The organism is Candidatus Viadribacter manganicus (genome assembly GCF_001679665.1).
Taxonomy (GTDB): domain Bacteria; phylum Pseudomonadota; class Alphaproteobacteria; order Caulobacterales; family Aquidulcibacteraceae; genus Vitreimonas; species Vitreimonas manganica.
This window is the reverse complement of the sequence record NZ_CP013244.1, coordinates 3,596,625-3,619,448: the sequence shown is the minus strand read 5'-3', so window position 1 is coordinate 3,619,448 and position 22,824 is coordinate 3,596,625. Positions and strand designations below refer to the sequence as shown.

19 protein-coding genes and 2 tRNA genes are annotated in these 22,824 nt (G+C 61.0%); 6 read left to right on the top strand and 15 right to left on the bottom strand.

Annotated elements, in window-relative coordinates; translation table 11 throughout:
- Positions 1 to 29: 29 nt before the first annotated feature.
- Positions 30 to 1,223, top strand: coding sequence for a CaiB/BaiF CoA transferase family protein (locus ATE48_RS18590; protein ID WP_066775400.1), 1,194 nt, complete (start codon positions 30 to 32; stop codon positions 1,221 to 1,223).
- Here ATE48_RS18590 and ATE48_RS18585 read toward each other — a convergent pair.
- The 9 genes from ATE48_RS18585 to ATE48_RS18545 form a co-directional block, all read right to left on the bottom strand.
- Positions 1,220 to 2,005, bottom strand: a complete 786-nt coding sequence (locus ATE48_RS18585) for a transglycosylase SLT domain-containing protein (protein WP_066774186.1) — start codon at positions 2,003 to 2,005, stop codon at positions 1,220 to 1,222. The two genes, ATE48_RS18590 and ATE48_RS18585, sit on opposite strands and share 4 nt — an antisense overlap.
- Positions 2,006 to 2,132: 127 nt before the next feature.
- Positions 2,133 to 3,305 (bottom strand): acyl-CoA dehydrogenase family protein, encoded by a 1,173-nt coding sequence (locus tag ATE48_RS18580; RefSeq protein ID WP_066774184.1) that lies wholly within the window; start codon positions 3,303 to 3,305, stop codon positions 2,133 to 2,135.
- Complete coding sequence (locus ATE48_RS18575) at positions 3,302 to 4,372, bottom strand: NAD(P)/FAD-dependent oxidoreductase (RefSeq protein WP_066774182.1); 1,071 nt, start codon at positions 4,370 to 4,372, stop codon at positions 3,302 to 3,304. Before ATE48_RS18575 ends, ATE48_RS18580 begins: the two co-directional genes overlap by 4 nt.
- Before the next feature lie 62 nt (positions 4,373 to 4,434).
- On the bottom strand, positions 4,435 to 4,917 hold the full coding sequence (locus ATE48_RS18570; RefSeq protein ID WP_156767861.1) for a hypothetical protein: 483 nt from the start codon (positions 4,915 to 4,917) through the stop codon (positions 4,435 to 4,437).
- 206 nt (positions 4,918 to 5,123) lie between these two features.
- Positions 5,124 to 6,356, bottom strand: coding sequence for a patatin-like phospholipase family protein (locus ATE48_RS18565; protein ID WP_066774178.1), 1,233 nt, complete (start codon positions 6,354 to 6,356; stop codon positions 5,124 to 5,126).
- A 37-nt stretch (positions 6,357 to 6,393) separates the two neighbouring features.
- Positions 6,394 to 7,620: a bifunctional folylpolyglutamate synthase/dihydrofolate synthase gene (locus tag ATE48_RS18560; RefSeq protein ID WP_066774176.1), complete on the bottom strand. Its 1,227-nt coding sequence runs from the start codon at positions 7,618 to 7,620 to the stop codon at positions 6,394 to 6,396.
- A complete protein-coding gene (locus tag ATE48_RS18555; protein WP_066774174.1) occupies positions 7,617 to 8,618 on the bottom strand; it encodes an ATP-grasp domain-containing protein in 1,002 nt (333 codons plus the stop codon). Before ATE48_RS18555 ends, ATE48_RS18560 begins: the two co-directional genes overlap by 4 nt.
- Positions 8,619 to 8,695 (bottom strand) — tRNA-His (locus ATE48_RS18550).
- Positions 8,696 to 8,769: 74 nt separating this feature from the next.
- Positions 8,770 to 9,489: a M48 family metallopeptidase gene (locus tag ATE48_RS18545; protein ID WP_066775397.1), complete on the bottom strand. Its 720-nt coding sequence runs from the start codon at positions 9,487 to 9,489 to the stop codon at positions 8,770 to 8,772.
- Between the two features lie 301 nt (positions 9,490 to 9,790).
- Here ATE48_RS18545 and ATE48_RS18540 point away from each other — a divergent pair, with 301 nt between their 5' ends.
- Positions 9,791 to 10,957, top strand: coding sequence for an aminotransferase class V-fold PLP-dependent enzyme (locus ATE48_RS18540; RefSeq protein ID WP_066774173.1), 1,167 nt, complete (start codon positions 9,791 to 9,793; stop codon positions 10,955 to 10,957).
- A 33-nt stretch (positions 10,958 to 10,990) separates the two neighbouring features.
- Here ATE48_RS18540 and ATE48_RS18535 read toward each other — a convergent pair.
- A tRNA-Phe gene (locus ATE48_RS18535) sits at positions 10,991 to 11,066 on the bottom strand.
- A 256-nt stretch (positions 11,067 to 11,322) separates the two neighbouring features.
- On the opposite strand from ATE48_RS18535, the gene ATE48_RS18530 reads away from it, so the two are divergent.
- Positions 11,323 to 11,898: a thioredoxin domain-containing protein gene (locus ATE48_RS18530; RefSeq protein ID WP_228126707.1), complete on the top strand. Its 576-nt coding sequence runs from the start codon at positions 11,323 to 11,325 to the stop codon at positions 11,896 to 11,898.
- Positions 11,899 to 11,901: 3 nt separating this feature from the next.
- Here ATE48_RS18530 and ATE48_RS18525 read toward each other — a convergent pair whose 3' ends face one another.
- Positions 11,902 to 13,860 (bottom strand): AsmA family protein, encoded by a 1,959-nt coding sequence (locus ATE48_RS18525; RefSeq protein WP_066774170.1) that lies wholly within the window; start codon positions 13,858 to 13,860, stop codon positions 11,902 to 11,904.
- Between the two features lie 70 nt (positions 13,861 to 13,930).
- Between ATE48_RS18525 and ATE48_RS18520 the strand changes: the two genes are divergently transcribed.
- Both ATE48_RS18520 and ATE48_RS18515 read left to right on the top strand, forming a co-directional pair.
- The gene (locus ATE48_RS18520; RefSeq protein WP_066774168.1) at positions 13,931 to 14,977 is read left to right on the top strand and encodes a CobW family GTP-binding protein; all 1,047 of its coding nucleotides are present in this window, start codon (positions 13,931 to 13,933) and stop codon (positions 14,975 to 14,977) included.
- Positions 14,974 to 15,966: a WD40 repeat domain-containing protein gene (locus ATE48_RS18515; protein WP_228126706.1), complete on the top strand. Its 993-nt coding sequence runs from the start codon at positions 14,974 to 14,976 to the stop codon at positions 15,964 to 15,966. Before ATE48_RS18520 ends, ATE48_RS18515 begins: the two co-directional genes overlap by 4 nt.
- Here the strand turns inward: ATE48_RS18515 and ATE48_RS18510 are convergent, their stop codons facing one another.
- Both ATE48_RS18510 and ATE48_RS18505 read right to left on the bottom strand, forming a co-directional pair.
- Positions 15,967 to 16,443, bottom strand: coding sequence for a LysE family translocator (locus ATE48_RS18510; protein WP_066774164.1), 477 nt, complete (start codon positions 16,441 to 16,443; stop codon positions 15,967 to 15,969). It lies immediately after the preceding gene.
- 39 nt (positions 16,444 to 16,482) lie between these two features.
- Positions 16,483 to 17,460 carry a DUF3137 domain-containing protein gene (locus ATE48_RS18505; RefSeq protein ID WP_083197461.1) on the bottom strand — a complete coding sequence of 326 codons (978 nt, stop codon included), beginning with the start codon at positions 17,458 to 17,460 and terminating at the stop codon, positions 16,483 to 16,485.
- Positions 17,461 to 17,538: 78 nt separating this feature from the next.
- On the opposite strand from ATE48_RS18505, the gene ATE48_RS18500 reads away from it, so the two are divergent.
- Positions 17,539 to 19,068 carry a carboxylesterase/lipase family protein gene (locus tag ATE48_RS18500; protein WP_066775390.1) on the top strand — a complete coding sequence of 510 codons (1,530 nt, stop codon included), beginning with the start codon at positions 17,539 to 17,541 and terminating at the stop codon, positions 19,066 to 19,068.
- Here ATE48_RS18500 and ATE48_RS18495 read toward each other — a convergent pair.
- Entirely contained in the window at positions 19,065 to 20,024 is a 960-nt protein-coding gene (locus tag ATE48_RS18495) for an NAD-dependent epimerase/dehydratase family protein (RefSeq protein ID WP_066774163.1), read from the bottom strand. The genes ATE48_RS18500 and ATE48_RS18495 overlap by 4 nt on opposite strands.
- The gene (locus ATE48_RS18490; protein WP_066774162.1) at positions 20,024 to 22,747 is read right to left on the bottom strand and encodes a valine--tRNA ligase; all 2,724 of its coding nucleotides are present in this window, start codon (positions 22,745 to 22,747) and stop codon (positions 20,024 to 20,026) included. The genes ATE48_RS18495 and ATE48_RS18490 overlap by 1 nt, the downstream gene beginning before the upstream one ends.
- Between the last annotated feature and the right edge of the window lie 77 nt (positions 22,748 to 22,824).

Below are 22,824 nucleotides of genomic sequence, written 5' to 3'. Positions count from 1 at the left end.
TTGCGAATATTGCGAAGGGGAAATGGCCGATGCTCGAGGGACTGAAGATTGTCGAGATGGCCACCTACGTGGCCGCCCCTGGCGCCGGTGGGATCATGGCCGATTGGGGCGCCGATGTAATCAAAGTCGAGCCTCCGGGCGGCGACCCGATCCGGATGTTCTTTTCCTCGCTGGGCGTTGAGGAAATGGAAAATCCCGTCTTCGACATGGACAATCGCGGCAAACGCGGGGTGGTCCTCGATACATCGAAGCCGGCAGGCCGAGAGGCCCTACTTCGTCTGATCGATGGCGCCGATATCTTCCTGACCAACGTTCGACCGGGCGGGCTCGCGCGCGCCGGGCTCGATCCCGAGAGCGTCATGAAGCGGCGCCCACAACTTATTTACACAACGCTGACCGGCTACGGCCTCGAAGGGCCCGACGCAGATCGACCGGGAATGGACCAAGCCGCCTTTTGGGCGCGCTCAGGTCTGGCGGCGATGTTTAGGCCCAAGGGCGGAGATCCCGTGATGCTGCGCACCGCGTTTGGCGATCACGTCGCCTCGCTCGCCATCGTTGGCGCCGTCATGGCGGCAGTCTACGAGCGACAGCAGACTGGCAGAGGCCGGCTCATCGACGCTTCGCTCCTCCGCGCGGCGCACTACGCCGGCTCCACCGATCTCGCCATCCAACACACACGCGGGCGAATTGCATCGAACCGCCCGCGTCAAAACGCTCCCAATCCGCTCATCAACTATTTCCAGACCGGCGGCGGCCGCTGGATCAGTTTGTTGCAGCGTCAGGGAGAGAAGGATTGGCCGAAGCTCGCGCGCGCACTAAAGATCGAACATCTTGTGAGTGATCCACGCTTCGCCAACGGTCGCGCACGGCGTGAAAATGGCGCTCAATTGGTGCCGCTGCTCGACGAAGCCTTTGCCGGACGCGAGTTTGACGACATCGCTGCAGCTCTCGACGCTGAGGAAATGATCTGGGCGCCGGTCCTTACGGCGGCGGAATCCATCGCTGATCCGCAAGCGATCGCCGCGGGCTGCGTTGTACAAACACCCAAACATGGTGGTGGGACGATGAACGCGCCGGCCGGTCCGGTGCGCTTTCCTGGCGCCGACGATGGCCCGAAGGGACCGTCACCGCGCCCAGGCGAGCATACACGCGCTGTGCTCGCGCAGGCAGGATACAGCGAGGCGGAAATTGACGCGATGTACGAGAGCGGCGCCGCCGCTTAGGTCCCGCTCGTGCGCGCGTAGGCGGCAAGCGCATCCATCGGATTGCGCTGCTCGGACGGTTGGGCTTGCCCACCGCGCAACAACGGCAGGAGCGCAAAGGCAAACAGCGCCTGCGCCAATGCGGGCGACATCGCCTCGCTTTCGCGACCATATTCTAAACGGCCACCGCCCTGTCCAGGCTGCGCCGCGCCGATGCTGGCGTCCGCATCAAGCTGCAGGCGATCCAACAGGGTTTGTGCACTGCGCGGCTGGCCATTGGCATAGAATAAACCGCGATTGGCGGCAGCCTCGCGTGGAAACAACGACACCGCGTTCGGCGCACCTTGCTGTGCGGCTTCAATCAATCGCAGCGCGCCGTTCGGCCCCATAACGTGCGCCGCATACAACTCACCGGCGCTTGGCGATCGGCCGAGCCGCGCCTCCATTGTCGTCGCGTTTTCGCGCGCGAGTTCGCCAGCCATTCGCGCCGAAATTTCTGGGTCGCTGCGAAGCGCGAGAATGTCCCGCCGCGTTTGCGCATTGGCGCCGTTTTGGAGTGCGGTCGCTTCTGCACCTAAGCCATGTTCGGCGCCGTGGCGGCGCACCATGTCGAGCCAAGTGCCTTCAATAAATTGAAAAAGGCCGGTCGCGCTCGACGTGCCTGCGCGCGCGTTGGGATTGAGCGCACTTTCCCGCCTAGCGGTTTCAACAAGCAGGGAGAAATTCACGCCAGTTGCGTCGGCTGCGCGACGGATTGCGGCCTGAACGGCGTCCTGCCCGGCTGGTCCAATCGGACTGGTCATGAGACCTGGGGTCCGCCGGTTTGGTAAATGCGACGTTAACCTGCGCACCTTGGCGCGCCGATTGGTCGATGCGAGGACGGAACAATCGCATTGAAGCTTGCTACCCCAATGTTCAAAATTGTGAGGATCAGTAGCTCTTGGGCAGCCCCAGCACGCGTTCGGCGATGAAGTTCAAGATCATCTCACGGCTGACAGGTGCGATCCGCGCGATCATCGCTTCGCGGAAGTAGCGCTCCACGAAATACTCCTTCGCGTATCCCATTCCACCGTGCGCAAGCACCGAGGACTCGCACGCACGGAACCCTGCTTCGGCGCCCAGGTACTTCGCAGCGTTGGCCTCAGCTCCGCATTCCTTGCCTGCGTCATACAAGGCCGCAGCTTTGAAGGTCAGCAGATTGGCGGCTTCGAGCTCAGCCCACGCCTTCGCCAGCGGATGCTGGATGCCTTGGTTCTGACCAATCGGCCGGCCAAACACGACCCGCTCCTTCGCGTATTGGGCGGCACGGCGCAGCGCAGCACGACCGAGACCTATCGCCTCCGCTGCGAACAGCACGCGCTCTGGATTGAGGCCACTCAGCAAAATCTTGAATCCCGCGCCCTCCTCACCGATCAATTCAGCGTTTGAGACTTCAAGGTCCTCGATGAAGAGCGTGTTGCACTCCACGGCCTTGCGGCCCATTTTCGGGATTGGCTGCGCCTCGATGTGTTTGCGATCGAAGTCGGCATAGAACAACGACAACCCTTCAGTGGGGCGCTTCACCTGATCCTTCGGCGTTGTGCGCGCGATGATCAAAATCTTGTTCGCGCGCTGCGCGTTCGTCGTCCAGATTTTGCGTCCGTTGATCCGATAACCATCACTGGTGCGCTCAGCGCGTGTCTCCAGACTTGACGTATCGAGCCCCGAATTGGGTTCCGTGACTGCAAAGCAGGCTTTGTCGGCGCCGTTGATGGCTGGTGGGAGAAAGCGCTGCTGCTGCTCCGGCGTGCCGAACTTCACGATCGGCATCAGACCAAAAATGTTGAGATGGATTGCGCTCGCGCCTGAAAACCCTGCTCCAGATGCGGCAACGGTCTGCATCATCAACGCGGCTTCGGTCAGTCCAAGGCCGGCTCCGCCGACGCTTTCCGGCATCGCGACGCCCAGCCAGCCACCTTGGGCGATATCGTCCACGAACGCATTCGGGAAATCGCCGGAATTGTCGACGTTCAGCCAGTAATGGTCGTCGTACTTGGCGCAGATCTCTTCCACCGCATGCTTGATGGCGGCCTGTTCTTCGGTGAGGTCGAGTGCGAACGTCATGGGTGCTCAAATCTCTCGGGCGATAACGCGGCCCAAGTGGCCGGGATCTCGTTGCCGAACACATACGCGGTTATGATCTCGGCCGTAATAGGCGCCATAAGCCATCCGTCACGCGAATGGCCCGCCGCCAGTAAGACGCCCTCTGCTGATGGACCAATCATGGGCCAGCCGTCTGGCGACATCGGGCGGATGCCGGCCCAGGCCTGATCCGTCAGCCTCAAGTCTCCCGGCAGCAGCCTTTCCGCCGCCGCGTGCAATTCAGCGATCTTGGTTCGATCGACCTTGCGGTCGAAACGATCGAACTCGAGCGTTGATCCAAGCACCACGTCGTCTCGACGCTGCGCCACGTAGAAGTCGCCAGCGCGAACGTTGGGGCCAAGCGGGCGCTCAATCTCAACCGCGGCGACCATGCCTTTGCCAGGGCGAATGCGCTTCAACGCAGGCGCTGCGCTCATAACCTTTTCGCTCGCCCATGCCCCGGGCGCCAACACCACCGCGTCGGCCTCGAGCACGCGGCCATCGTGCGTCGTCACGCTCGTTGCAGTGACCTCGGACGCGTCGGTGTCATAAGCACGTAAGACGCCCAGCGCATGCGCCTGCATCGCAAGGCCAGTCAGCACGCGCAGAGGATCGGCGGTGCCTTCGGCTTCAACGAAGAGCGCTTGGTCCACCTTCGCGCGAAAGCCCGTGCGTTTTCGAAATTCACCGCCTGAAAGATGCGCCGCCTTGTGGCCCAGCCGCGCCGCATTCGCAGCGAACGCCGCCGCGTCAGATTGTGTGGGACGCACAATCACAGCGCCATCGAAACGCACGCCATCGGCCCACTCAGAGCCAGCCTGCATGCTCCTCCAAAGCGCAAACGATTCCAGCGCGACCATCTCGTGCACGCTCGGCGCCTCGGCAATCGGCGCCAGCATGCCAGCGGCCGCCGCCGATGCGATCGGCGTATAATACGTCGGATGCTCAGGACCGCTATCGAGCAGCCAAACGCGTGCGCCGCCCTTGCGCAGACGCACTGCGCAAAACAACCCAATCACGCCGCCGCCAACGACTATAACGTCCTTCATCCCCGGCGATGTCTGACGAAAAGACGGCGCGCGCAAGGCGGCGCGACGGTGCGCCGCGCGGCTTAGCCCCGCTTTTTACGCGCCGCGACCTTCGAAACCGCTGCAACCGCTTCAGCGCCGGCGACGATGAGCGCCTCGATCGTAACCTTATGCCCAACTGCCTTCGACAATCTCTCAGCCGCAACTTCGAGGCTGCGCCAAGTCTTAGCGTCGAGGCGTATCGTCTTGGTGGCCTTCGCCGCACCTTTGCGAACCGCCTTCGACCTTGGGCTTACGGCGCGCAACGCCGCCTTCATGCGATCCACGTGCGCGCGATCCTTGTCCTTCTCGACTTCAGGCAAACGTGCATATTGTTTGAACAGGGCTTTTGGTTGCGACTTGTCCGACTTGTTACGCGCCATCCACCGTTGGTGCACGTAGTCGGAGGCCGCCTCGCGATCATCAGGAAAGCGTTTCACGGCGTCAAAGGCATCGTAAGCCGCGCCCATATTGTCGGCCTTCGCGCGCGGATCGAGCGATGCCCATGGTTTATTTATATCAACCATGACTCCGCCGCGCGGGCGCATACGCGGCTTGCCTCGCTGCTCCGGATTGGTTTCCAGCAGGCGTTTGCGCCACGCATTGTGCGAGCGTGCGGAAAAATACTCTACCGCCGCTTCCCGAACGGGATCGGACTTAGGTGTTTTGGCGCCTCGAGCCATCGAGTCACTCTATCAATAAGCCATTAGGAAAGCGCAAATCGCTTCGCCGTTTAGGCGCCTCGCCACTCTGGCAAGTCAAACTTTGGGTCTGGGTACGCGGCGTCAAAATAGGTTCGGCCCGCCGCCATGCCCACCTCCAACAACAAGTCCAAGTTCGGCTTCTTGCCGTTGTCCATGTGATCGAGCGCTTCGAGACTATCAGCGTCCACCTCTCTGCCGAGCAAGCGCTCCAACGGAGTCATCGGCGGCACGGGATCGCCTCTGCGCTTCGCCTTAGGTTTGGTGTCGAGCATGATATCGACGCGCTGATAATCCAATACAGGCGCACCGCTGACACAGACGCCGCGCATATCGCCAATCTCGGAATTCACCCGCCAAGGCTTTTTCGGTTCGGACAGCGCCTGCATCATCATCACGCCCTGTACCTGCGTGTCATACACCATGGCGCGCAACGCATGCACGCCGCGCAAACCTGGCGGTAAACCCTGAAAACTCTTTCCGTCCACACTCGGCCGGCGAGAACCGGTCCCGCAGGATGTCATCATCAGATTGTCGGCGCCCGATTTCCAAGCGAATTTGTATGAGGGCTCAAGCGCAAGCATGAACAGCTGCATGCTCGGATTGTTATTTGCGCTCACTGCACCATCGACAAAATAGCCCTTCTGCGTGGGCCTGCGTTTCTCATCGAACTCGATATCAATGACGATTTCATCGAAGAATGTCGGCGCGGCCGCACTCGCAAGCACGAGATCGGTCAACCTGTAGCGCTTGTTTGGAAAGATGCTGCTGCCCGCAGGAGGATCATAAAACACGCCAAGCGGATGATTGGTGACGACCCAAGCCGAACCAGTGTCAATCCGCTTGGCATGGATGGCGAGGCCCGTCTTGATATCCTCCGAACCCATCGTCTTGGTTGAAAGCACCGAGTGCAATGCCCGGCGCAGATTCTTCGATTCAAACTTCGACTGCAAGAACACGCCGTCACCGGCGTTCTTTCCAAATACTTCCGGTCCCAGGCGCTGGTAGAGCGCAATCAGCTCGTCCACGCTCAGTCCAAGAGCAAGACCAGCCGAGATAATCGCGCCAGTCGATGTGCCGCCGATCAGATCGTAATAGTCACTGAGCCGGAAGGAGGCGGCGCCATGAGCGCGCCGACGCAGCTCCTCTTCCAAAATCTTCAACATCCCGAGGGTCAGCAGCCCCTTCACGCCCCCGCCATCGAGCGCCAGGATGCGCTTCGGGCCAGTATCCGGTGAGAGATGCTCAAAAAGCGATTTCGACATGTGGTCCCCGCAGAGCTCTTTTAGCCACGCAGACGCATCAAAAGAAGACCAGAGCTCCTGGATCGCGACCCAAATGCACCGCTTTGAACTCTGCGGCGAGAAATAATCCACCGGCAACGTAGATTGCGCCGCTCTTGGTTTTCGCGAGCGCGATCGTGCGCGCATCGGCAACGGACTCCGCTAGGGTGATTTCCGCCCGGGGGTTCGCGCGTTGCGCGTGCACGGCGATTTGGGCAGCCGGCGCCCCCTTATGCGCAGGGCTAACGCAGACAATATCGTCAAAGCTTGGCGCTAAACGATCGACGATCGCGGCAACGTCCTTATCGTGCGACACCCCGCACACCAATACGCGATCGCGCGCCCCGCTAAGCTCTCTAAATCCATCGAGAGCGACTGACACGCCATCGGGGGTGTGACCAACATCAATCACCACCAATGGCTCACGACTTAAGACTTCCAAACGTCCCGGCCAGTGTGTCTTCGCGAGGCCAGCTGCGACCTGCTCTTCTGACATGTGCGCTAAAGCGCGAGCTAACTTTGAGGCAAGCGCAACATTGCCGGACTGATGCTCACCGAAAAGCGGAGGCGCGCTCGTCGAGGGCGACACAAACTCCACGTGGATGCTCTGCTCCAAGCAAAAAGCATGGATTGCATCTCGCACATTGGAATCCGCCGGCGCAGCGCGTTCACTCACAAAGAGACGCGCTCCTCTCGGACTAGCTGCAATCTTTTCAAGCGCGATATCGGCGAGCGTGTCGCCCAACAGCTCGGTGTGCTCAAAATCCAACGCAGTTAGAGCCAAATTGCTAGCGCTGATCAGCTTGACGGGATCGAGCCGCCCACCAATGCCGGCCTCCCAAATGGTGAAGGCGCACTCACGTGTCTTGAACCAGCTTGCGGCGATCAGGAATAGAAACTCAAAACCACCGATGGTCTCCGCAACGCCACAAGTTTCAATGGCGCAAGACACGCGATTCCAGTGATCCGCCAACTCGTCATCTGAAATGTCGTCATCACCGATGCGGAAGCGTTCATTCAACGCAAACAGATGCGGCGAGGTGAAAAGACCGACACTCTGTGAGGTTTCCCCCAAGACCGAAGCAGACATCGCCGCGGTCGAACCCTTACCGTTCGAGCCAACGATCACAGCAGCGCTCTGACCAAATTCGCCTAGATCAAAGCCAAGCTCGCGCGCGACCAACGCGCAGCGCTCCAAACCTGGGCCCACGCCGAACTTGGGAAATGGAACCCTCCAGGGCGTCATCGCAGCGCAACTTCAAAATTGGCGCGCCAAATCTCAATGATCAAATGCCAACGCTCATTGTCCTCAAGCGTCGCGATCATCGGGTTGGAGTTGACCTCAATGACGACGGGCTCGCGCAAACTCCCGTTCACATCGAAGATGTCGACGGCGGCTAAGGAAAGTCCGATGGCGTTCGTAGCCCTCAGCGCAAGGTCTGCCAAAGATCGCGGGGCTCCGTCCTGCAAATCTGCCGAGCCGCCGCCGGCCGACCGATTAGCCGGCCCATCGAGCACTATCTCAGCACCGGCGATGGCTACGTCTTCGGCGTCCAGCTTCACTCCGTTTCGATCACGTCCGCGCGCCTTTAGTGGCGGTGCGTCCGGATCGCAGGACTTAACAGCCACCAATTCCTGCAGCGTACTTTTTCCATCGCCTACAACGCTGGGGAGTGTCTTTCTGTAGGAAAACAAGGGCCGGCCATTGAGAACGAACACCCGATATTCGGGCGCGCGCACGAAAGGCTGCGCCAAAATCGCAAAATGCTCACGTTCAACGCGCGTCATGTAGCCAGTGAACTCTGCGGCGTTATCGATGACCTCCGCGAATAGACCGTTCGATGCCGAGAGCGGTTTGCAAAAAATCGGGTACTGTACGTGAGCCGCGAACGACATGGCGTCTTCTGGTTCGCGGCCTGGCGACCGCATCTCCGCCCAGCGCTTCGTCACGAAGAACATGCGCCCATCGAGCACCGGCACGCCAGCCTGACGCAGAACCTCTGCGCAAAAGGCTTTGTCTCGGGCAATTGACGCTGCACGCGCATCGTTCAATGCGTAAGGCGTCCCGGCGCCTGCCGCGAATGTCGCAACGCGAGCGCCATCGCGCACTTCGAAAAGATACCCGTCGACGCCATCAAGCGATCGAAACGCATAGCCGCACGCCTCTGCCGCGCGCCGCGCGTAACGCGCTTGTGCGCTGAGCAGATTTTTCGTGTGCGGAGAGGGAGCGCTATCCGAGGCCAATGGTACCGCCTCCCGGGCTCGAACCGGGGACCCCTGGTTCCACAAACCAGTGCTCTAACCAACTGAGCTAAGGCGGCATGCTCGGGGGCGCGGAACCTAGCGCCACGCCCTCGCCGAAGCAAGGCGGGGCCAGGTCCCTGTTTTCAGAGCGTTAGACCGGGCCCCAGCCCTGCTCATTGATGTAATTCCGGATGCGTTGGATTCGATTGTCCGGGTTCGGGTGGGTCGACAAGAACTCCGGCGGACGCGAGCCGCCGCCCGTTTCCATGCGCTGCCAGAACGGGATGGCTTCCTTGGGGTCGTACCCGGCATTGTGCATGTAACGGATGCCGAGAATGTCGGCTTCGGATTCCTGTTCGCGCGAGAATGGAAGGCTGATGCCCACTTGTGCGCCAAGTCCGAGCGCGGCGGCCGCGAGGTCGCTGTTGGTAGCAGCGCCAGCGACTTGCACAACGGTTTGCGTGGCGACTTCGCGGCTGTAGCGCTCAGCCGCGTGGCGACCGGTGACGTGGCCCGTCTCGTGACCCAGCACCGTCGCGATCCAGTCGTCACGCTCACTGATTTCGTAAAGCCCGCGATAGAAGCCCACTTGCCCGCCCGGCAAGACGAAGGCGTTCTTTTGTGGACTATCGAACAGCACGAACTCCCAGCTCTGATTGCCACGCCCTGCCGCCTGAACGATGCGCCCGCCGACAGTTTCCAAGCGACGTTGCGCGGTTGCGTTGCGCCATTGCGGCGTCTGCTGACGCACTTGCGCCCAAGATTGCAGCGAAGCCTGCGCCAGTTGCGCGTCATCAACGATGATGAACTGGTTGCGGCCCGTTTCAGGGTTCGCGGATGTCGCGCACGCGCCGAGCGTTGCAACCGCCATTCCCGCGGCGGCGCCCTTCAAGAGCCCGCGCCGATCGAGATAACGCAAAGAGGAATGGACTGAATCGGTCCCGCAAAACTGTTGGCACATATCGTCGTTCCTCCTCAGGCGCTAAGGGCGCCGCGTCGGTCATATCTTCGGTCGCTCAGCGACGGAGGCAAGGCCAATTGAAGCGGGCGGCGGCGAATATCCACGCTGGGAGCGGCCCGACCCGCCCCTCGGGACCGATGTCTGAGCACTCTTATCCAGCCCACCTCGAATTTCCCTTGCTTCGCCAGGCGCCGGTCATGATCGTCACCCCATGAAACTCGGACGTGAAGCGCGATCACATTGGACGCTTGACCCTGCGGGGGTGTTCTTGAACCACGGATCGTTCGGCGCTTGCCCTGGCGAAGTGCTCGCGGCGCAAAGCGCTATCCGGGCCGAAATGGAAAACCATCCAGACCAGTTCTTTGCGCGCTCCATTGAACCGAATGAGGACACGTTGCTGCGCAAGGCGGCCGCCGCCCTGGCGGCCTTCACCGACGCCCCCGAGGGTCAGCTTGCCTTCGTCGAAAGCACCACCGTTGGCATCCAAGCCGTGCTGCAGTCGTTCCCACTGAGCGAAGGTGACGAAGTTCTTATAACTTCACACCAATACCATGCTGTGAAGCTCGCAGCTCAACGCCGCTGCCGCGAAACTGGCGCAACCCTCATCGAGGCAGACGTCTCGGCGCCCGTCTCGGATGACGATGTCTTCGAATGTATCACCGCTAGGATCAGCGACCGCACGCGCCTCGCGATCATCGATCACATTACCTCTGCCACAGCACTCACTTTTCCCGTCAAACGTATCGCCGCCGCGCTTCGCGAACGTGGCGTAAAAATCCTGATCGACGGCGCGCACGCGGTTGGCCAGCTAGATCTCAACATCGCGGACATCGACGCCGATTGGTACGTCACCAATGCGCACAAATGGTTGTTCGCGCCGAAGGGGAGCGCGCTGCTGCACGCACGCGCCTCGGAAGCGTTAGAGACGCGCCCCGCCATAACCAGCCACTACTTTGAGCGCGGCTTCCCGGAAGCATTCGACTATGTCGGCACACGGGATTATTCGGCCTGGCTCGCAACACCTGCCGCCCTCAAATTCTATCAGTCACTGGGAGGAGCCCGCGTACGCGCACACGCGCGCGACATCATCGCGTTCGCGTCCGAGCAGTTCGCGCAATTGGGCGCGCGTGGGCTTGGATCGCTCGAAATGAGCGCGGCCATGCGTGTGTTCGAACTGCCAACGCGCGCGCCGATAGACCACGTGACAGCGCTGCGCTGGCGCGACGCGCTTTGGGATAAGCATAAAATTCAAACCAAACCCGACGGTCAGACCGGAAAGCTGCGCCTACGAATTTCCGCCGCCGCCTATGTCGACAAAGCCGACATCACTCAGTTCGTTGACGCACTAAGCGCTGACGGGTGGCCCGCGCGGACTTAGGTTCGCCAGTCTGGGAGAAGATCTGGGAGAAAATGGTGCCTGGGGCCGGAATCGAACCAGCGACACGCGGATTTTCAATCCGCTGCTCTACCGACTGAGCTACCCAGGCGACCGGTCAGGCGGCCGGGGCCGACTTCGGAGCGTGGCTCTATAGCGGGGTGGTCGCGGCCTGTCCACGCCGGGTTGGAGCTGTTGTCCAAGGAACAGATTTTCCGCGGTCCGAATGGCGACGGGCCACAAGAAAAATCAGTCAGACCAGACACCTCGGCCCTAGTCCTGCTCCAATTCGCATTAGCTTCCGGGGGATGTTTATTCCCCCTACGCGCCGCGCTTTTGCCGCCGCTGGCATCAGCTTGGGATTCGGCTTGGCCGGGGTCCGGCCCGCGTTCGCGACGGTGACCGATCCCGACGCGATGAGTATCGGCGCGGCGAATGCGCCCCTGCAGCTCGAGGAATATGCCTCCGCCGCCTGTTCTCATTGTGCGCATTTCCACGCAACCAATTGGGCGCAGCTGAAGCGCGACTACATCGACACTGGACGCCTCCGGCTCACACTGAAGGAAATTCTCACCGAGCCTGCCGCCATTGCGTTCGCGATGTTTCAGCTGGCGCGCTGCAACACGACGAGCGGCGCCGAGTATTTCAGGCGCCTGGGAATCCTGTTCGAGCGCCAGCACACGATTTTGACGAGCGGAACCGTCGGTGCGGCCGTCGCAATCCTAGTCTCGACAGGCGGAGAATGGGGGCTCACCGAAGCGCAGGTGATGGCCAGCTTCAACGATCGGGCTGGCCAAGAACGGATCACGCGTTCGATCAATGCCGCCAACGCCCTCGGCATCAACTCAACGCCGACATTCGTCCTGAACGGCGAACGCATCGGCGCTGAATTTCACACCACCGAAGGCATGACCCGCATTCTGAACGCCGCGCTTGAACGCTAACGGCTACTGACGGGCCGAGGCGCGGGACGCAGCCTCAACTGTTGCGATACGGGGCGTGATCTCCGCAAGCGCCCGGCCGCTGATGTCATGGGCATAGGTAAATTGCCCGAAGGGTCCACGCGCCGCAAAGGGGACAACGACTCCGCCGCGGGGCGAGCGTGGCGCAAGCCGGGCGTCAAGACGTCGGTTTGGCAAGTCGATCACGGCGATGCCCGGTATCCGCAAATCGCTCGTGTTGAACGACAAAGAGTCCGACGCCAAAACGCCGTCCGCGATGGCGAACGTCGCAGAGAACCCCTGGAACGGCGTTCGCGCTTCGGGCGCAATCAGCTCACCACGCAACGCGTTGCGAATTGTGGTTGAGACACCGCCAAGATCCACCCCGTGCAAAGCGCCCGACACCACCTCCATGTGAGCGTATCCGTCGGCGCTGTTGATCATTTCACTCTGCGTGCGCCCCTGCACGCGCACATTCAGCGAAAGCTCGGTGCGTCCTTCGATACCGGCATAGTTCACGGCATCGGACAAAAACGTTCGTGCGTCGAGGTTTGTGAAAGCCAGGTCTTGCGCCATGCGCGTGATGGGCTCGCGCGCGTCGATTTCAAACCGCCCACGGCCAGAACCGCCATAAAGCGCGACGTTGTGCACCGTCGCGGCCATGTAGCCGTCATTGAGCACCAAGTTCAGCCGGCTCGCTTCCACGCGCATGTGCTGGATCAATACAGCGTGCGTCACCAATTCGAGATCGGCGTTCAACGCGCGGAGTCCCGAAAAGTCGATTGGGCTCTCGCTCGGCGCGGCGCGAACATCGACCGCGCGGGGCGCAGCCTCGACCGTGGCAATTTCCGCCGTGGGCTGCGAGGTCTCGCCTGCATCCGGCATCGCCGCGGCAACTTCAACCTGCCCCTCAGACGGCGGCGGGGGGGCTTGCCCGGAGATGTATGGGTTGAGGTCGAAATCGAAGAGTTCGAGCCTGCCGCTTAAGTAGGGCTTGTCGCGCAGTTCTGAGAGCACAAAATCGCCGCGGCCTCGCACCTGATCAACGGCAAATCCCGCATTCGAGAATGTGTAGGCCCCCCCACCAACTGTGAGACGGCCGGTGACGGCGAATTGCTCAAGACCCACTGCATTTTGGAGCGGCGTCCCGCTCCACGATGCAAGTTGACGCAGGCTCGGCCCAGATGCGCGCACCGTCCCGGAAAGTTCACCAGATGTCGCGACTGTCTGACCGCGAAACTCTGCTGTCAGGAGTTCACTTTGGATATTCAGCGTGAGCTGGGTGAGTTCACCGCGAATGGCTGCGCCGGGACGTGCGATGCTCGCATCAAACTCAACGTCGCGATCATTATAGCGCACTGAACCTTGCGCCCGCATTGGCGCATCAAGGCTGGTCAGTGCAGTTGTGATATCGACTTTGCCGGCGACCCATCCGGCGCCCTGGCGCGCATCGAAGAAGCTCACTTCGCCATCGTTGATGCGCACACTTCGTAGGCTCGTGCGCGCAACATCGACCGGTCCTTCGGGCGGAGGCGTTGTCGTGGGAGGTGGTGTGCCGGGCGTTGAGCGTGGACGCAGCAACCAGTTCGGTTGCCCCTGCGCATCAACCTCCAGCGCCACACGTGGACGCTGAAACACCAACCGGCGGACATTCACTTGCCGGTTCAACAGTGGCTGCAATTCAACGCCGATGTCGATCTCGTCAGCGGCAATGAAGGCGGGCGCCCGGCCACCTTCCACGTTCGCTAGGGTTACGTCCTGCGCCTTCAGGCCAAGCACTGGCCAATAACTGACACCAACATCCCCATTGATGGTCAGATCGCGACCAGTGGCGTTCTCAACGTTCCGCTCGATCTCGCCGCGCACGTCGAGCCGCAGGACCAGATAGGTGAGCACGCCCGCCCCGAGGAGCACCACCGTTACCAGGCTGCCGGCCACCAGCAGCGCCACGCGCTTCCAATTCATGCGGTTTCCCCACCGTTTGGCCGCACCCTAGCGTCTGGCGAAACGGGCCGAAATAGCTATCTAAGGGCCCATGACCCAGCCAGTTCCCGTTACCGTGCTCACAGGCTTCCTGGGCGCGGGTAAGACCACGCTCCTGAACCGCATCCTGACCGAGCAACACGGCAAGAAATACGCCGTGATCGTGAACGAGTTCGGGGAGATCGGTATCGACAACGATCTCATCGTCGATGCCGATGAAGAAGTATTCGAAATGAACAATGGCTGCGTCTGCTGCACCGTGCGCGGCGACCTTATTCGCATCATCGAAGGTCTGATGAAGCGCAAAGGCGGCTTCGACGCCATTTTGGTGGAGACCACAGGCCTCGCAAAGCCAGCGCCGGTCGCTCAAACCTTTTTCGTCGACAATGACGTTCGCTCGAAGACCAAGCTCGACGCCATCGTCACAGTTGTCGATGCAAAGCACGTACTCGATCAATTGAAGAACAACGAGGAAGCCGGCGAGCAGATCGCGTTTGCCGACGTCATCCTGCTGAACAAGACCGATCTCGTCTCAACCGATGAGATCGCAGCGGTCGAACGCGCGATCCGTCAAGTCAACGCGACCGCCCGCCTCCACAAGATGCAACGCGGCGACATCGCGCTTGAGAGCATCATGGGACTGGGCGCGTTTGACCTCGATCGCGTGACCGAGATCGACCCCCACTTCCTGCCCGAGCACGATTGCGACGACACGTGCGCGCACCACGAACAGGACCATGACCACCACGGCCATGATCACCATCACCACCATGATCACAGCCACGGCGACCACGTGTCGGCCAGCGGCATCACCAGCGTTTCGCTCTCTACCGAAAAGCCGGTAAACCCGGAAAAGTTGCTGCCCTGGCTCAATGATCTGACCCAGGCGCGCGGTCCCGATATTCTCCGCTTAAAGGGCATCTTCGCGTTTCCGGACGAACCGAAGCGCTTCGTGGTGCAAGGCGTTCACATGATCGTCGAGGGCGACACCCAGCGCGACTGGAAGGACGGTGAAAAGCGCGTCTCACGGCTCGTGTTTATTGGCAAGAACCTCGATCGCGCCGAATTGGAAACCGCCTTCGCTGCGTGTGCGGCGTGAGCGCACAAGTCTACGAAAACGGCCGCAGACTTGCGATCGGCGCCGGCGCCACTGCCGTCCATTGGGTCGCGGGTGAAGCGCTCTTCGCGTTGAGCGATGGCGCCGTGCTGGTAGCTGCGCGAGAAGGTGAGATGCGCCGCATCGCGGCCCACGATGGCGTCATCTTGAGCGCGGCGCTGCACCCAGACGGCAAGCGTCTGCTCACCGGCGGCGATGACGGGACCTTGAAGGCAATATCGCCCGATGGCGTGGTCGCCACGATCGCCGAACTCCGCAGGTGGGTGGATCACCTTGTCGCCAACGCCGCCTCGGGTGTGATCGTTGCCGGCGTCGGTAAGGAAGCGATTGTTTTCAAGGGCGATCGGGAAAGCCATCGCTTTGCACACCCCTCGACAATCGGCGGGCTTGCGCTCGACGGCAAAGGCCGCCGCCTCGCCGTCAGCCATTATGGCGGCGCGACCGTCCGTCTCGTGCTTGCAGCCGACGATCGAGGCAACGCGCTCAACTGGGCAGGCTCACATCTCTCGATCACCGTTTCGCCGGAGGGCGAATACGTCATCACCGGCATGCAGGAAAATGCGCTGCACGGATGGCGCCTGCCGGACAAGACCGATCTCAGAATGGACGGCTATCCTTCGAAAACGAGATCATTTTCGTGGGACAAGCGTGGCCGTTGGCTTGCGACGTCTGGCGCCAATGCAGCCATCGTTTGGCCATTCGTTGGAAAGCTCGGTCCTCAGGGCAAACCACCGTTGCAACCAGGCGAACGCGAAGCGTTGGTCACGGCAGTCGCGTTTCACCCAAGCGAGGAAGTTCTCGCCATCGGCTATTCAGACGGCGCCGCAATCGTGGTTCGGTTCGCTGACTCTATGGGGATGGAATTGGACGAGGCGGGCGAAGGCGCGGTGAGCGCGCTCGCTTGGTCTCCCGATGGCAAACAAATCGCACTCGCGGATGAGGCCGGGCGGGGCGCCATCATAGACGTCTGATCAGCGCGTTTCCCACGCCAGCCAGATAACAATCAGGGCGATGCCAGGGGCGAGCCCACGGCGTACCAGCACCGCGTCTTGTGATGTGGCGACGATCGCACCAGCGTGCGCCGCCTCCACGACGATGAGGCTGTGCACCACAAAGCTGATCGCGAGATGCAAGGCGCCTGGGATCAATGCCTGAACCCAAAACGGCGCATGGTCGGGCGCAATATATCCCGGCAATAGCGCAACGTAGAACACCAGCGCTTTCGGATTGAGGACGTTGGCAACCAAACCGCGCCAAAAAGGTGCATGATCGTTGGCATGGGCGTGGCCCGGAGACGTCGCGCGCGCACCGACCCAAGCCTCCCACGCAAGATAGAAGAGATAAGCAACTCGCGCCCAACGCAGCACAGCGTACACGATGGGAACCGTCGCGATCAGCTCGGCGGCGCCAAGCACGGCAAGCAGCACGTAGAATGCAAGCCCGCGCAAACGGCGCTAGAATAGTCGACTGAATAGGAAGGCCGTCCACTACTTTTGCCGCTGCGCTTGAGCCGTGAGGACTTGGTCCATCACGCCGAACACGCCGGAAATTTCAGTCACGATCCGGCGCGCCCGAGACGGATCGACCAACGGTTTGAAGAGGTCGCCTGGCTCGAACAGATTGCCGCCTTCCACAGCGACCAGCACGTCGCCGCCCTCGAACGCGCAACGCAGACGCTTGCCATGAAGCTTTGTCTCCAACTCAAGCAAACGCTCCATCATGACGGGATGCAGCAGATAGCGCGCCTCGACCTGATCAGTCCCCCAAACTTCGAACGCGCGCTCAAGCCGCGAATCCACCAGCCGCACCCGCTCCAGCTGTTTCCCCGCCGCTTTACCGCCGCCGAAAATGTTGAAAACCCCGGCATCACGTCGAACGATTGTGACACCCAGAAACTCACGCGGAAAATGCATGCGAACAAGCTGCCCGCGGAACACTGTCGTGTACCGCGTCCGGCCTTTGCTGTCGGTGCGGCGCTGCTCGAGGTGCGCTTCGTAGAGCGCAAAGGGTGAGCTCTTGTATGTCCCGCTGAATAAATCCTCGAAAGAGGAGCGCGAAAAGCCCGGAACCAGCCCGAGTTCGCAAAGCCGCTCGAACGCCGGCGGCGCGAAACCACTCAGCGTGAAAGCTGCGTCCATCGCATCGGCGATTGCCGAGCAATACTGGCGCTTAAGCGTTTGCCCGACCTTGGCGAGCGGTTGGTAGGCGACGATGCCCACCACGAACGCGCTCATGAAAAGGATCACGGCAGCGATATCGAATTGCCGCCAAATCAAATACCCGCCCAGCGCCAGCGCAGCCGCGACACCGCCCCCGATAAGCAGGCGTTGCTTGAACTGACCTACCGCAGCCAGGCGATCCGCTTCATTCGCGACAAAACATGGCTCAATGCGATCTTTGTAGAGTTGCTGAAACCCAGCGTCGTCGAGACGGCCGAGATCGATCACTTGCGGCGAAGATTCCACGCGAGTCTCCCTGTAGCAAACCTTGCGCAAGCGCCTCACCGATTGCAATGGCTGCCGTGAATGAGAGAAACTGCGTTCATGAACACGATTGATCGTAGGCTCGTCATCGGCGCCGGGCTGGCGCTGGCAACGCCTTCCTCAGCGAGCGCGCAAGAGACGCCCGTCGCCCGTACGAGTCACGGACGGGTGCGTGGCATGCGGACGGGCGATACGCTCACCTTCAAAGGCATTCGTTACGGAGCGCCCACACAGCGCTTTCAACCACCGTCGGCGCCTAGGCCTTGGCGCGGGATTCGCGATGCGCTCGCCTATGGTCCTGCTTGTCCGCAACGCGGGCTGGACAGCGAGCAACAAAGCGAAGACTGCCTTTTTCTGAATGTGTGGACGCCCTCACTCAGCGGCGCACGCCCTGTCATGGTCTATATCCATGGCGGCGCCTACAACACTGGGTCAGGCTCAAGCGCGCTGACCGATGGCGCACGCCTCTGCGCACACGGCGATGTCGTCGTCGTGACGCTCAACCACCGCATCAACGCATTTGGTTATTGCTACCTTGCGGCGCACGGTTTTGCCGACAGCGGCAATGTTGGTCAGCTCGATCTCATCCTCGCGCTCGAATGGGTGCGCGACAACATCGGGCGTTTCGGCGGCGATCCCTCTTGCGTCACGGTGTTTGGGCAGTCCGGCGGCGGTGCGAAGATCGCGACATTGATGGCAATGCCTGCAGCCCGAGGGCTCTTTCATCGCGCTGCAACGATGAGCGGTCAGCAGGTAACGGCGTCTGGTCCGCTCAATGCCGCACGGCGCACAGCTGCCTACCTAGAAGGCCTTGGTCTCGCCGCAGCCAATGCGCGCACACTGGTGGCGATCACCGCTGCGCAACTGGTCGCAGCGCTTCAAACGCCGGATCCCGTGCTGGGCTTTGGCAGCGTCTATTTCGGCCCCGTGCTCGATGAGCGGCATCTCAGCCGGCATCCATTTTACCCAGACGCAGCCCCGCAATCGCTCCACGTTCCGATGCTGATCGGCAATACGCATGACGAGACACGCGGTTTTGTCGGCGCGGATCGCGCCATATTCAATCTTTCCTGGGACGACGTTCCGCGGCGTCTCGCCACTGCCATGCGCGTCGATGTACTGCCCGAAGAAGTCGTGCGCGTTTATCGGCGGCTCTATCCAAACTATTCGCCGAGCGAGGTTTATTTTGCGGCTTCCACGGCCGCACGCTCCTGGCGCGGTGCTTTGATTGAACTCGAAGGTCGAGCTCACGCGGGGGCGCCGGCTTTCGCTTATCAGCTTGATTGGCGTTCACCAGCAGAGGGCGGGATCTTCGGCGCGCCACACACTCTCGATATCCCGCTCGTGTTCGGAAACCTTGAGGCATCCGATTATATCGGCGAAAGGACAGCTGACGGCGAAGCGATGTCTCGCACAATGATGGACACGTTCATTCGCTTCGCACGAACAGGCGAGCCGGGCTGGGCGCCTTACACGCTGCCCCAACGCGCAACGATGATCTTTAATCAACGCTCAAATATCCAGAACGACCCTCGCCGCGCGGAGCGCGAGTTTTTCGCACGGATACCCTACGTGCAGCCGGGCGCCTAAGCGGCGCTAAGCTGGCGCAGACCTTCCTCAACGGAGATTACCGGCGCATAGCCCAATTCGCGGCGCGCCTTCGCGTCAATGAGCACGCTATCGCGCGACATGATCATCGCGCCGAAACGCGTGAGCGGCTCGCCCTTGAGATTGAAGGTGCGCCAGGCGCCTTCCATGACACCCGCCATGGTGTCAGCAAGCCACGATGGCACGCTCTTATCAGGGAGCTTGATCCCGCGCGTCGCGGCAATGGCGGAAATAATCTCCTTCATGGTGCGCACACCATCGTCGAGGACGAAGTAGGCCTGCCCGCCATTGCCTTTGGTCAGCGCCAATTCAATCGCGTGAACGAGGTTGGCAATGTGTGTTGTGGAGGTCTTTGCCTGACCGTGGTTGATCCACATCCACTGCCCGATTTTCATCATGCGTTCGATCGTCGGCAACAAGGTCGTATCGCCCGGGCCCCAGATGAAGCGTGGCCGCAAGATGATCGTTAGAAAGGCCGGCGCGTTTGCAGCCTCGACAAGTTCTTCAGCCCGCGCCTTGGTCCAAGAGTACGGATAGGGCGAATTTGGCGCGCGTGGGTAGGTTTCGTCCACGCCGCGCAGATGTTGTCCACGCCACAGCACGCTTTCCGTACTGATATGAATGAACCGCTTCGCACCCGCCTCGCGCGCAGCCTTCAAAGTGTGCGCCGTGCCATCAATATTGAAGCGCTTCCAAGCGTCGATCGGACCCCACTGCTCAACGAAGGCAGCGCAATGGACCACGGCGTCAGCCCCATCGAGATGCGACGCTGACACGTCTGCAAGGTCGCAACGCACGGGTGTCGCGCCGAGCGCCCGGATCTTCTCGTCCGAGGCCTCTGAGCGCGACATCGCCCGCACATCATGCCCACGCGCCGCAAAGTGTTTCGCCGCGGCGCCGCCGACAAAACCCGAAGCGCCGGTGACGAAGATACGCATCAGGCGGAAATTTGCTTCAAGGCGTGCGAGAGTTTTGCGACCGACGCGGCCGCATCCTCACGCCGCTCACGCAACTCTTCGACGACCTCTTCTGGCGCTTTGCCAATGAAATCAGCGTTGCCCAGCTTCGCATCCATTTTGGAGAGCTCACCATTCAACTTGGCGATTTCCTTGGTCAGTCGAGCGCTTTCGGCGGGCAGGTCGACAACGCCTTGGAGCGGCAAGGCCACGGTCGCACCGTCGATCACAAACGTCACCGAGCCTTTAGGCGCCGCGTCTGCGCTGGTCGAGTATTCGAGGCGGGCCATGCGGTCGATCAGATCCTGATAGCGCTCAAGCCGCGTCTGCGATGGGGCATCGGCGCCGATCAACAACAATGGAATCTTGGCGCCGGCCGGAACGTTGAGCTCCGAACGCGTCGAACGCGTTTCCTCGATCAAGCGCACCATCCAATCGATCTCTGCCTCGGCTGAGGGATCAATGAGATCACCACTCAGATTGGGCCAGGCCTCGACAATCAGCATGCCTTTCCGTTTGGCGCCAAACTCACCCAACCGCGTCCACAATTCCTCAGTAATGAACGGCATGAAGGGGTGCAGCATGATGAGGATCTGATCCAGCACCCACGCTGCCGTGCGACGCGTTTCGATCTTGGCCTTTTCAGCCTCACCGTTGAGGAGCGGCTTGATGAACTCCAAATACCAATCGCAATAGACGTTCCACACGAACTTATAGAGAGCGCCCGCCGCTTCGTTGAAACGCCGCGCCTCAAGTTCACGCGTCACCGCAGCGGCGGCCTTTGCCGTCTCGCCGACGATCCATTTGTTGACCGTTTGCTCGGGAGAGCGCGGATCGTATTCGTCCCAGACCGCGCATTCGTTCATCTGGGCGAAGCGCGAGGCATTCCAAAGCTTGGTGCCGAAGTTGCGGTAGCCTTCAATGCGCTGTTCGCTGAGCTTGATGTCGCGTCCTTGCGCCGCCATCGCCGCCAAAGTGAAGCGCAGAGCGTCTGCGCCGAACTTATCGATCAGGTCGAGAGGATCCATGGTGTTACCCTTGGACTTCGACATCTTCTGACCCTTGGCGTCACGGACCAGAGCGTGGATGTAGACTTCGTTGAACGGCACTTCCTTCATGAAGTGCATGCCGAGCATCATCATCCGCGCGACCCAGAAGAAGATGATGTCGTGCGCTGTGACGAGCGTTGAGGTCGGGTAGAACTTCTTCAGCTCCGACGTGTTCTGCGGCCAGCCAAGTGTCGAGAAGGGCCAGAGCCCTGACGAGAACCATGTGTCTAGGACGTCTTCATCCTGGCGAAGCGGCACGTCCTTGCCATAGTGCTTTCGCGCTGCGCTCTTGGCGGCGTCGCCGCTTTGCTCAACGAAGGTGTGACCGTCCGGCCCATACCATGCAGGAATCCGATGTCCCCACCAGAGTTGGCGCGAGACGCACCACGGCTCGATGTTGCGCATCCATTGGTAATACGTCTTCGTCCACGCTTCCGGCACGAACTTGGTTTTGCCGGTTTCGACGGCAGCGATCGCATCTTTCGCCAACTCGCCCGCATTCACATACCATTGGTCGGTGAGCATCGGCTCGATCACGACGCCCGATCGGTCGCCGAACGGCTGCATGATCTTCTTGTTCTCGATGCGATCGAGCAGGCCGATGGCTTCGATGTCCTCGACGACCTGCTTTCGCGCCTCGAAGCGATCAAGTCCGCGGTACTTCGCGGGCACGTGCTCGGCGTCCGCCATGCGGCCCTTGGTATCCATCAGGATGTAGAGCGGGATGTTGTTGCGGCGCGCGACTTGATAGTCGTTGAAATCGTGCGCGCCGGTAATCTTCACCGCGCCAGAGCCGAAGTCCGGGTCCGGATACTCGTCCACGATGATCGGAATGTAGCGATCGGCCAAGGGCAACAGCACGCGCTTGCCGACGATTGGCGCGTAACGCGCATCGCTTGGGTGCACCGCCACCGCGCCGTCGCCGAGCATCGTTTCAGGACGCGTCGTGGCAATCGCGATGTAGTTGCGGGTTTCCCATTCCGTAGGCTTGCCCTCCTCATCGAAGGCGATTGGAAATTCGTAAGTCTCGCCGTTCTCAAGCGGATACTTGAAATGCCAGAAGTGCCCCTGCACCTCCCGGTTCTCAACTTCGAGATCGGAGATCGCGGTTTCGAAATGCGGATCCCAGTTCACGAGGCGCTTGTCTTTGTAGATCAGCCCCTCTTTGTAAAGTTGAACGAAAACCTTGAGCACGGCCTGCGAGAGGCCTTCATCCATCGTAAAGCGCTCACGTGACCAATCACATGAGGCGCCGAGGCGGCGCAGCTGATTAAGAATTGCGCCGCCGCTTTCTTCCTTCCACGACCAAACGCGCTTCAGAAATTCTTCGCGGCCAAGCGAACGGCGATCTTCGTTCGCGCCGGACTGGGCCAATTGACGTTCAACCACCATCTGGGTTGCGATGCCGGCGTGATCGGTGCCGGGCTGCCAAAGCACACTTTTGCCACGCAGTCGCTCAAAGCGAACGAGCACGTCCTGGAGCGTGTTGTTCAGCGCGTGCCCGATGTGCAGAGAGCCCGTGACGTTCGGCGGCGGTATGACGATGCAGAACGGATCTGCCTTCGGATCGGCTTTTGGCTTGAAGGCCCCGGAATCCTCCCACGCCTTGGACCAGCGGGGCTCCACTTCTTTCGGATTGAACGTCGTCTCGATCATTTTCGAGCATATAGCAGGGCGGCGCCGTCCTGGGCGAGATGCGATCTCGCAGATGCACACTCCGTTTGGCCTCTGCC

Coding starts and splice junctions, on each gene's coding strand:
- ATE48_RS18590 (WP_066775400.1), top strand. CDS start 30: ATGCTCGAGGGACTGAAGATTGTCGAGATGGCCACCTACGTGGCCGCC.
- ATE48_RS18585 (WP_066774186.1), bottom strand. CDS start 2,005: ATGACCAGTCCGATTGGACCAGCCGGGCAGGACGCCGTTCAGGCCGCA.
- ATE48_RS18580 (WP_066774184.1), bottom strand. CDS start 3,305: ATGACGTTCGCACTCGACCTCACCGAAGAACAGGCCGCCATCAAGCAT.
- ATE48_RS18575 (WP_066774182.1), bottom strand. CDS start 4,372: ATGAAGGACGTTATAGTCGTTGGCGGCGGCGTGATTGGGTTGTTTTGC.
- ATE48_RS18570 (WP_156767861.1), bottom strand. CDS start 4,917: ATGGTTGATATAAATAAACCATGGGCATCGCTCGATCCGCGCGCGAAG.
- ATE48_RS18565 (WP_066774178.1), bottom strand. CDS start 6,356: ATGTCGAAATCGCTTTTTGAGCATCTCTCACCGGATACTGGCCCGAAG.
- ATE48_RS18560 (WP_066774176.1), bottom strand. CDS start 7,620: ATGACGCCCTGGAGGGTTCCATTTCCCAAGTTCGGCGTGGGCCCAGGT.
- ATE48_RS18545 (WP_066775397.1), bottom strand. CDS start 9,489: ATGGCGGTTGCAACGCTCGGCGCGTGCGCGACATCCGCGAACCCTGAA.
- ATE48_RS18540 (WP_066774173.1), top strand. CDS start 9,791: ATGAAACTCGGACGTGAAGCGCGATCACATTGGACGCTTGACCCTGCG.
- ATE48_RS18525 (WP_066774170.1), bottom strand. CDS start 13,860: ATGAATTGGAAGCGCGTGGCGCTGCTGGTGGCCGGCAGCCTGGTAACG.
- ATE48_RS18520 (WP_066774168.1), top strand. CDS start 13,931: ATGACCCAGCCAGTTCCCGTTACCGTGCTCACAGGCTTCCTGGGCGCG.
- ATE48_RS18500 (WP_066775390.1), top strand. CDS start 17,539: ATGAACACGATTGATCGTAGGCTCGTCATCGGCGCCGGGCTGGCGCTG.
- ATE48_RS18495 (WP_066774163.1), bottom strand. CDS start 20,024: ATGCGTATCTTCGTCACCGGCGCTTCGGGTTTTGTCGGCGGCGCCGCG.
- ATE48_RS18490 (WP_066774162.1), bottom strand. CDS start 22,747: ATGATCGAGACGACGTTCAATCCGAAAGAAGTGGAGCCCCGCTGGTCC.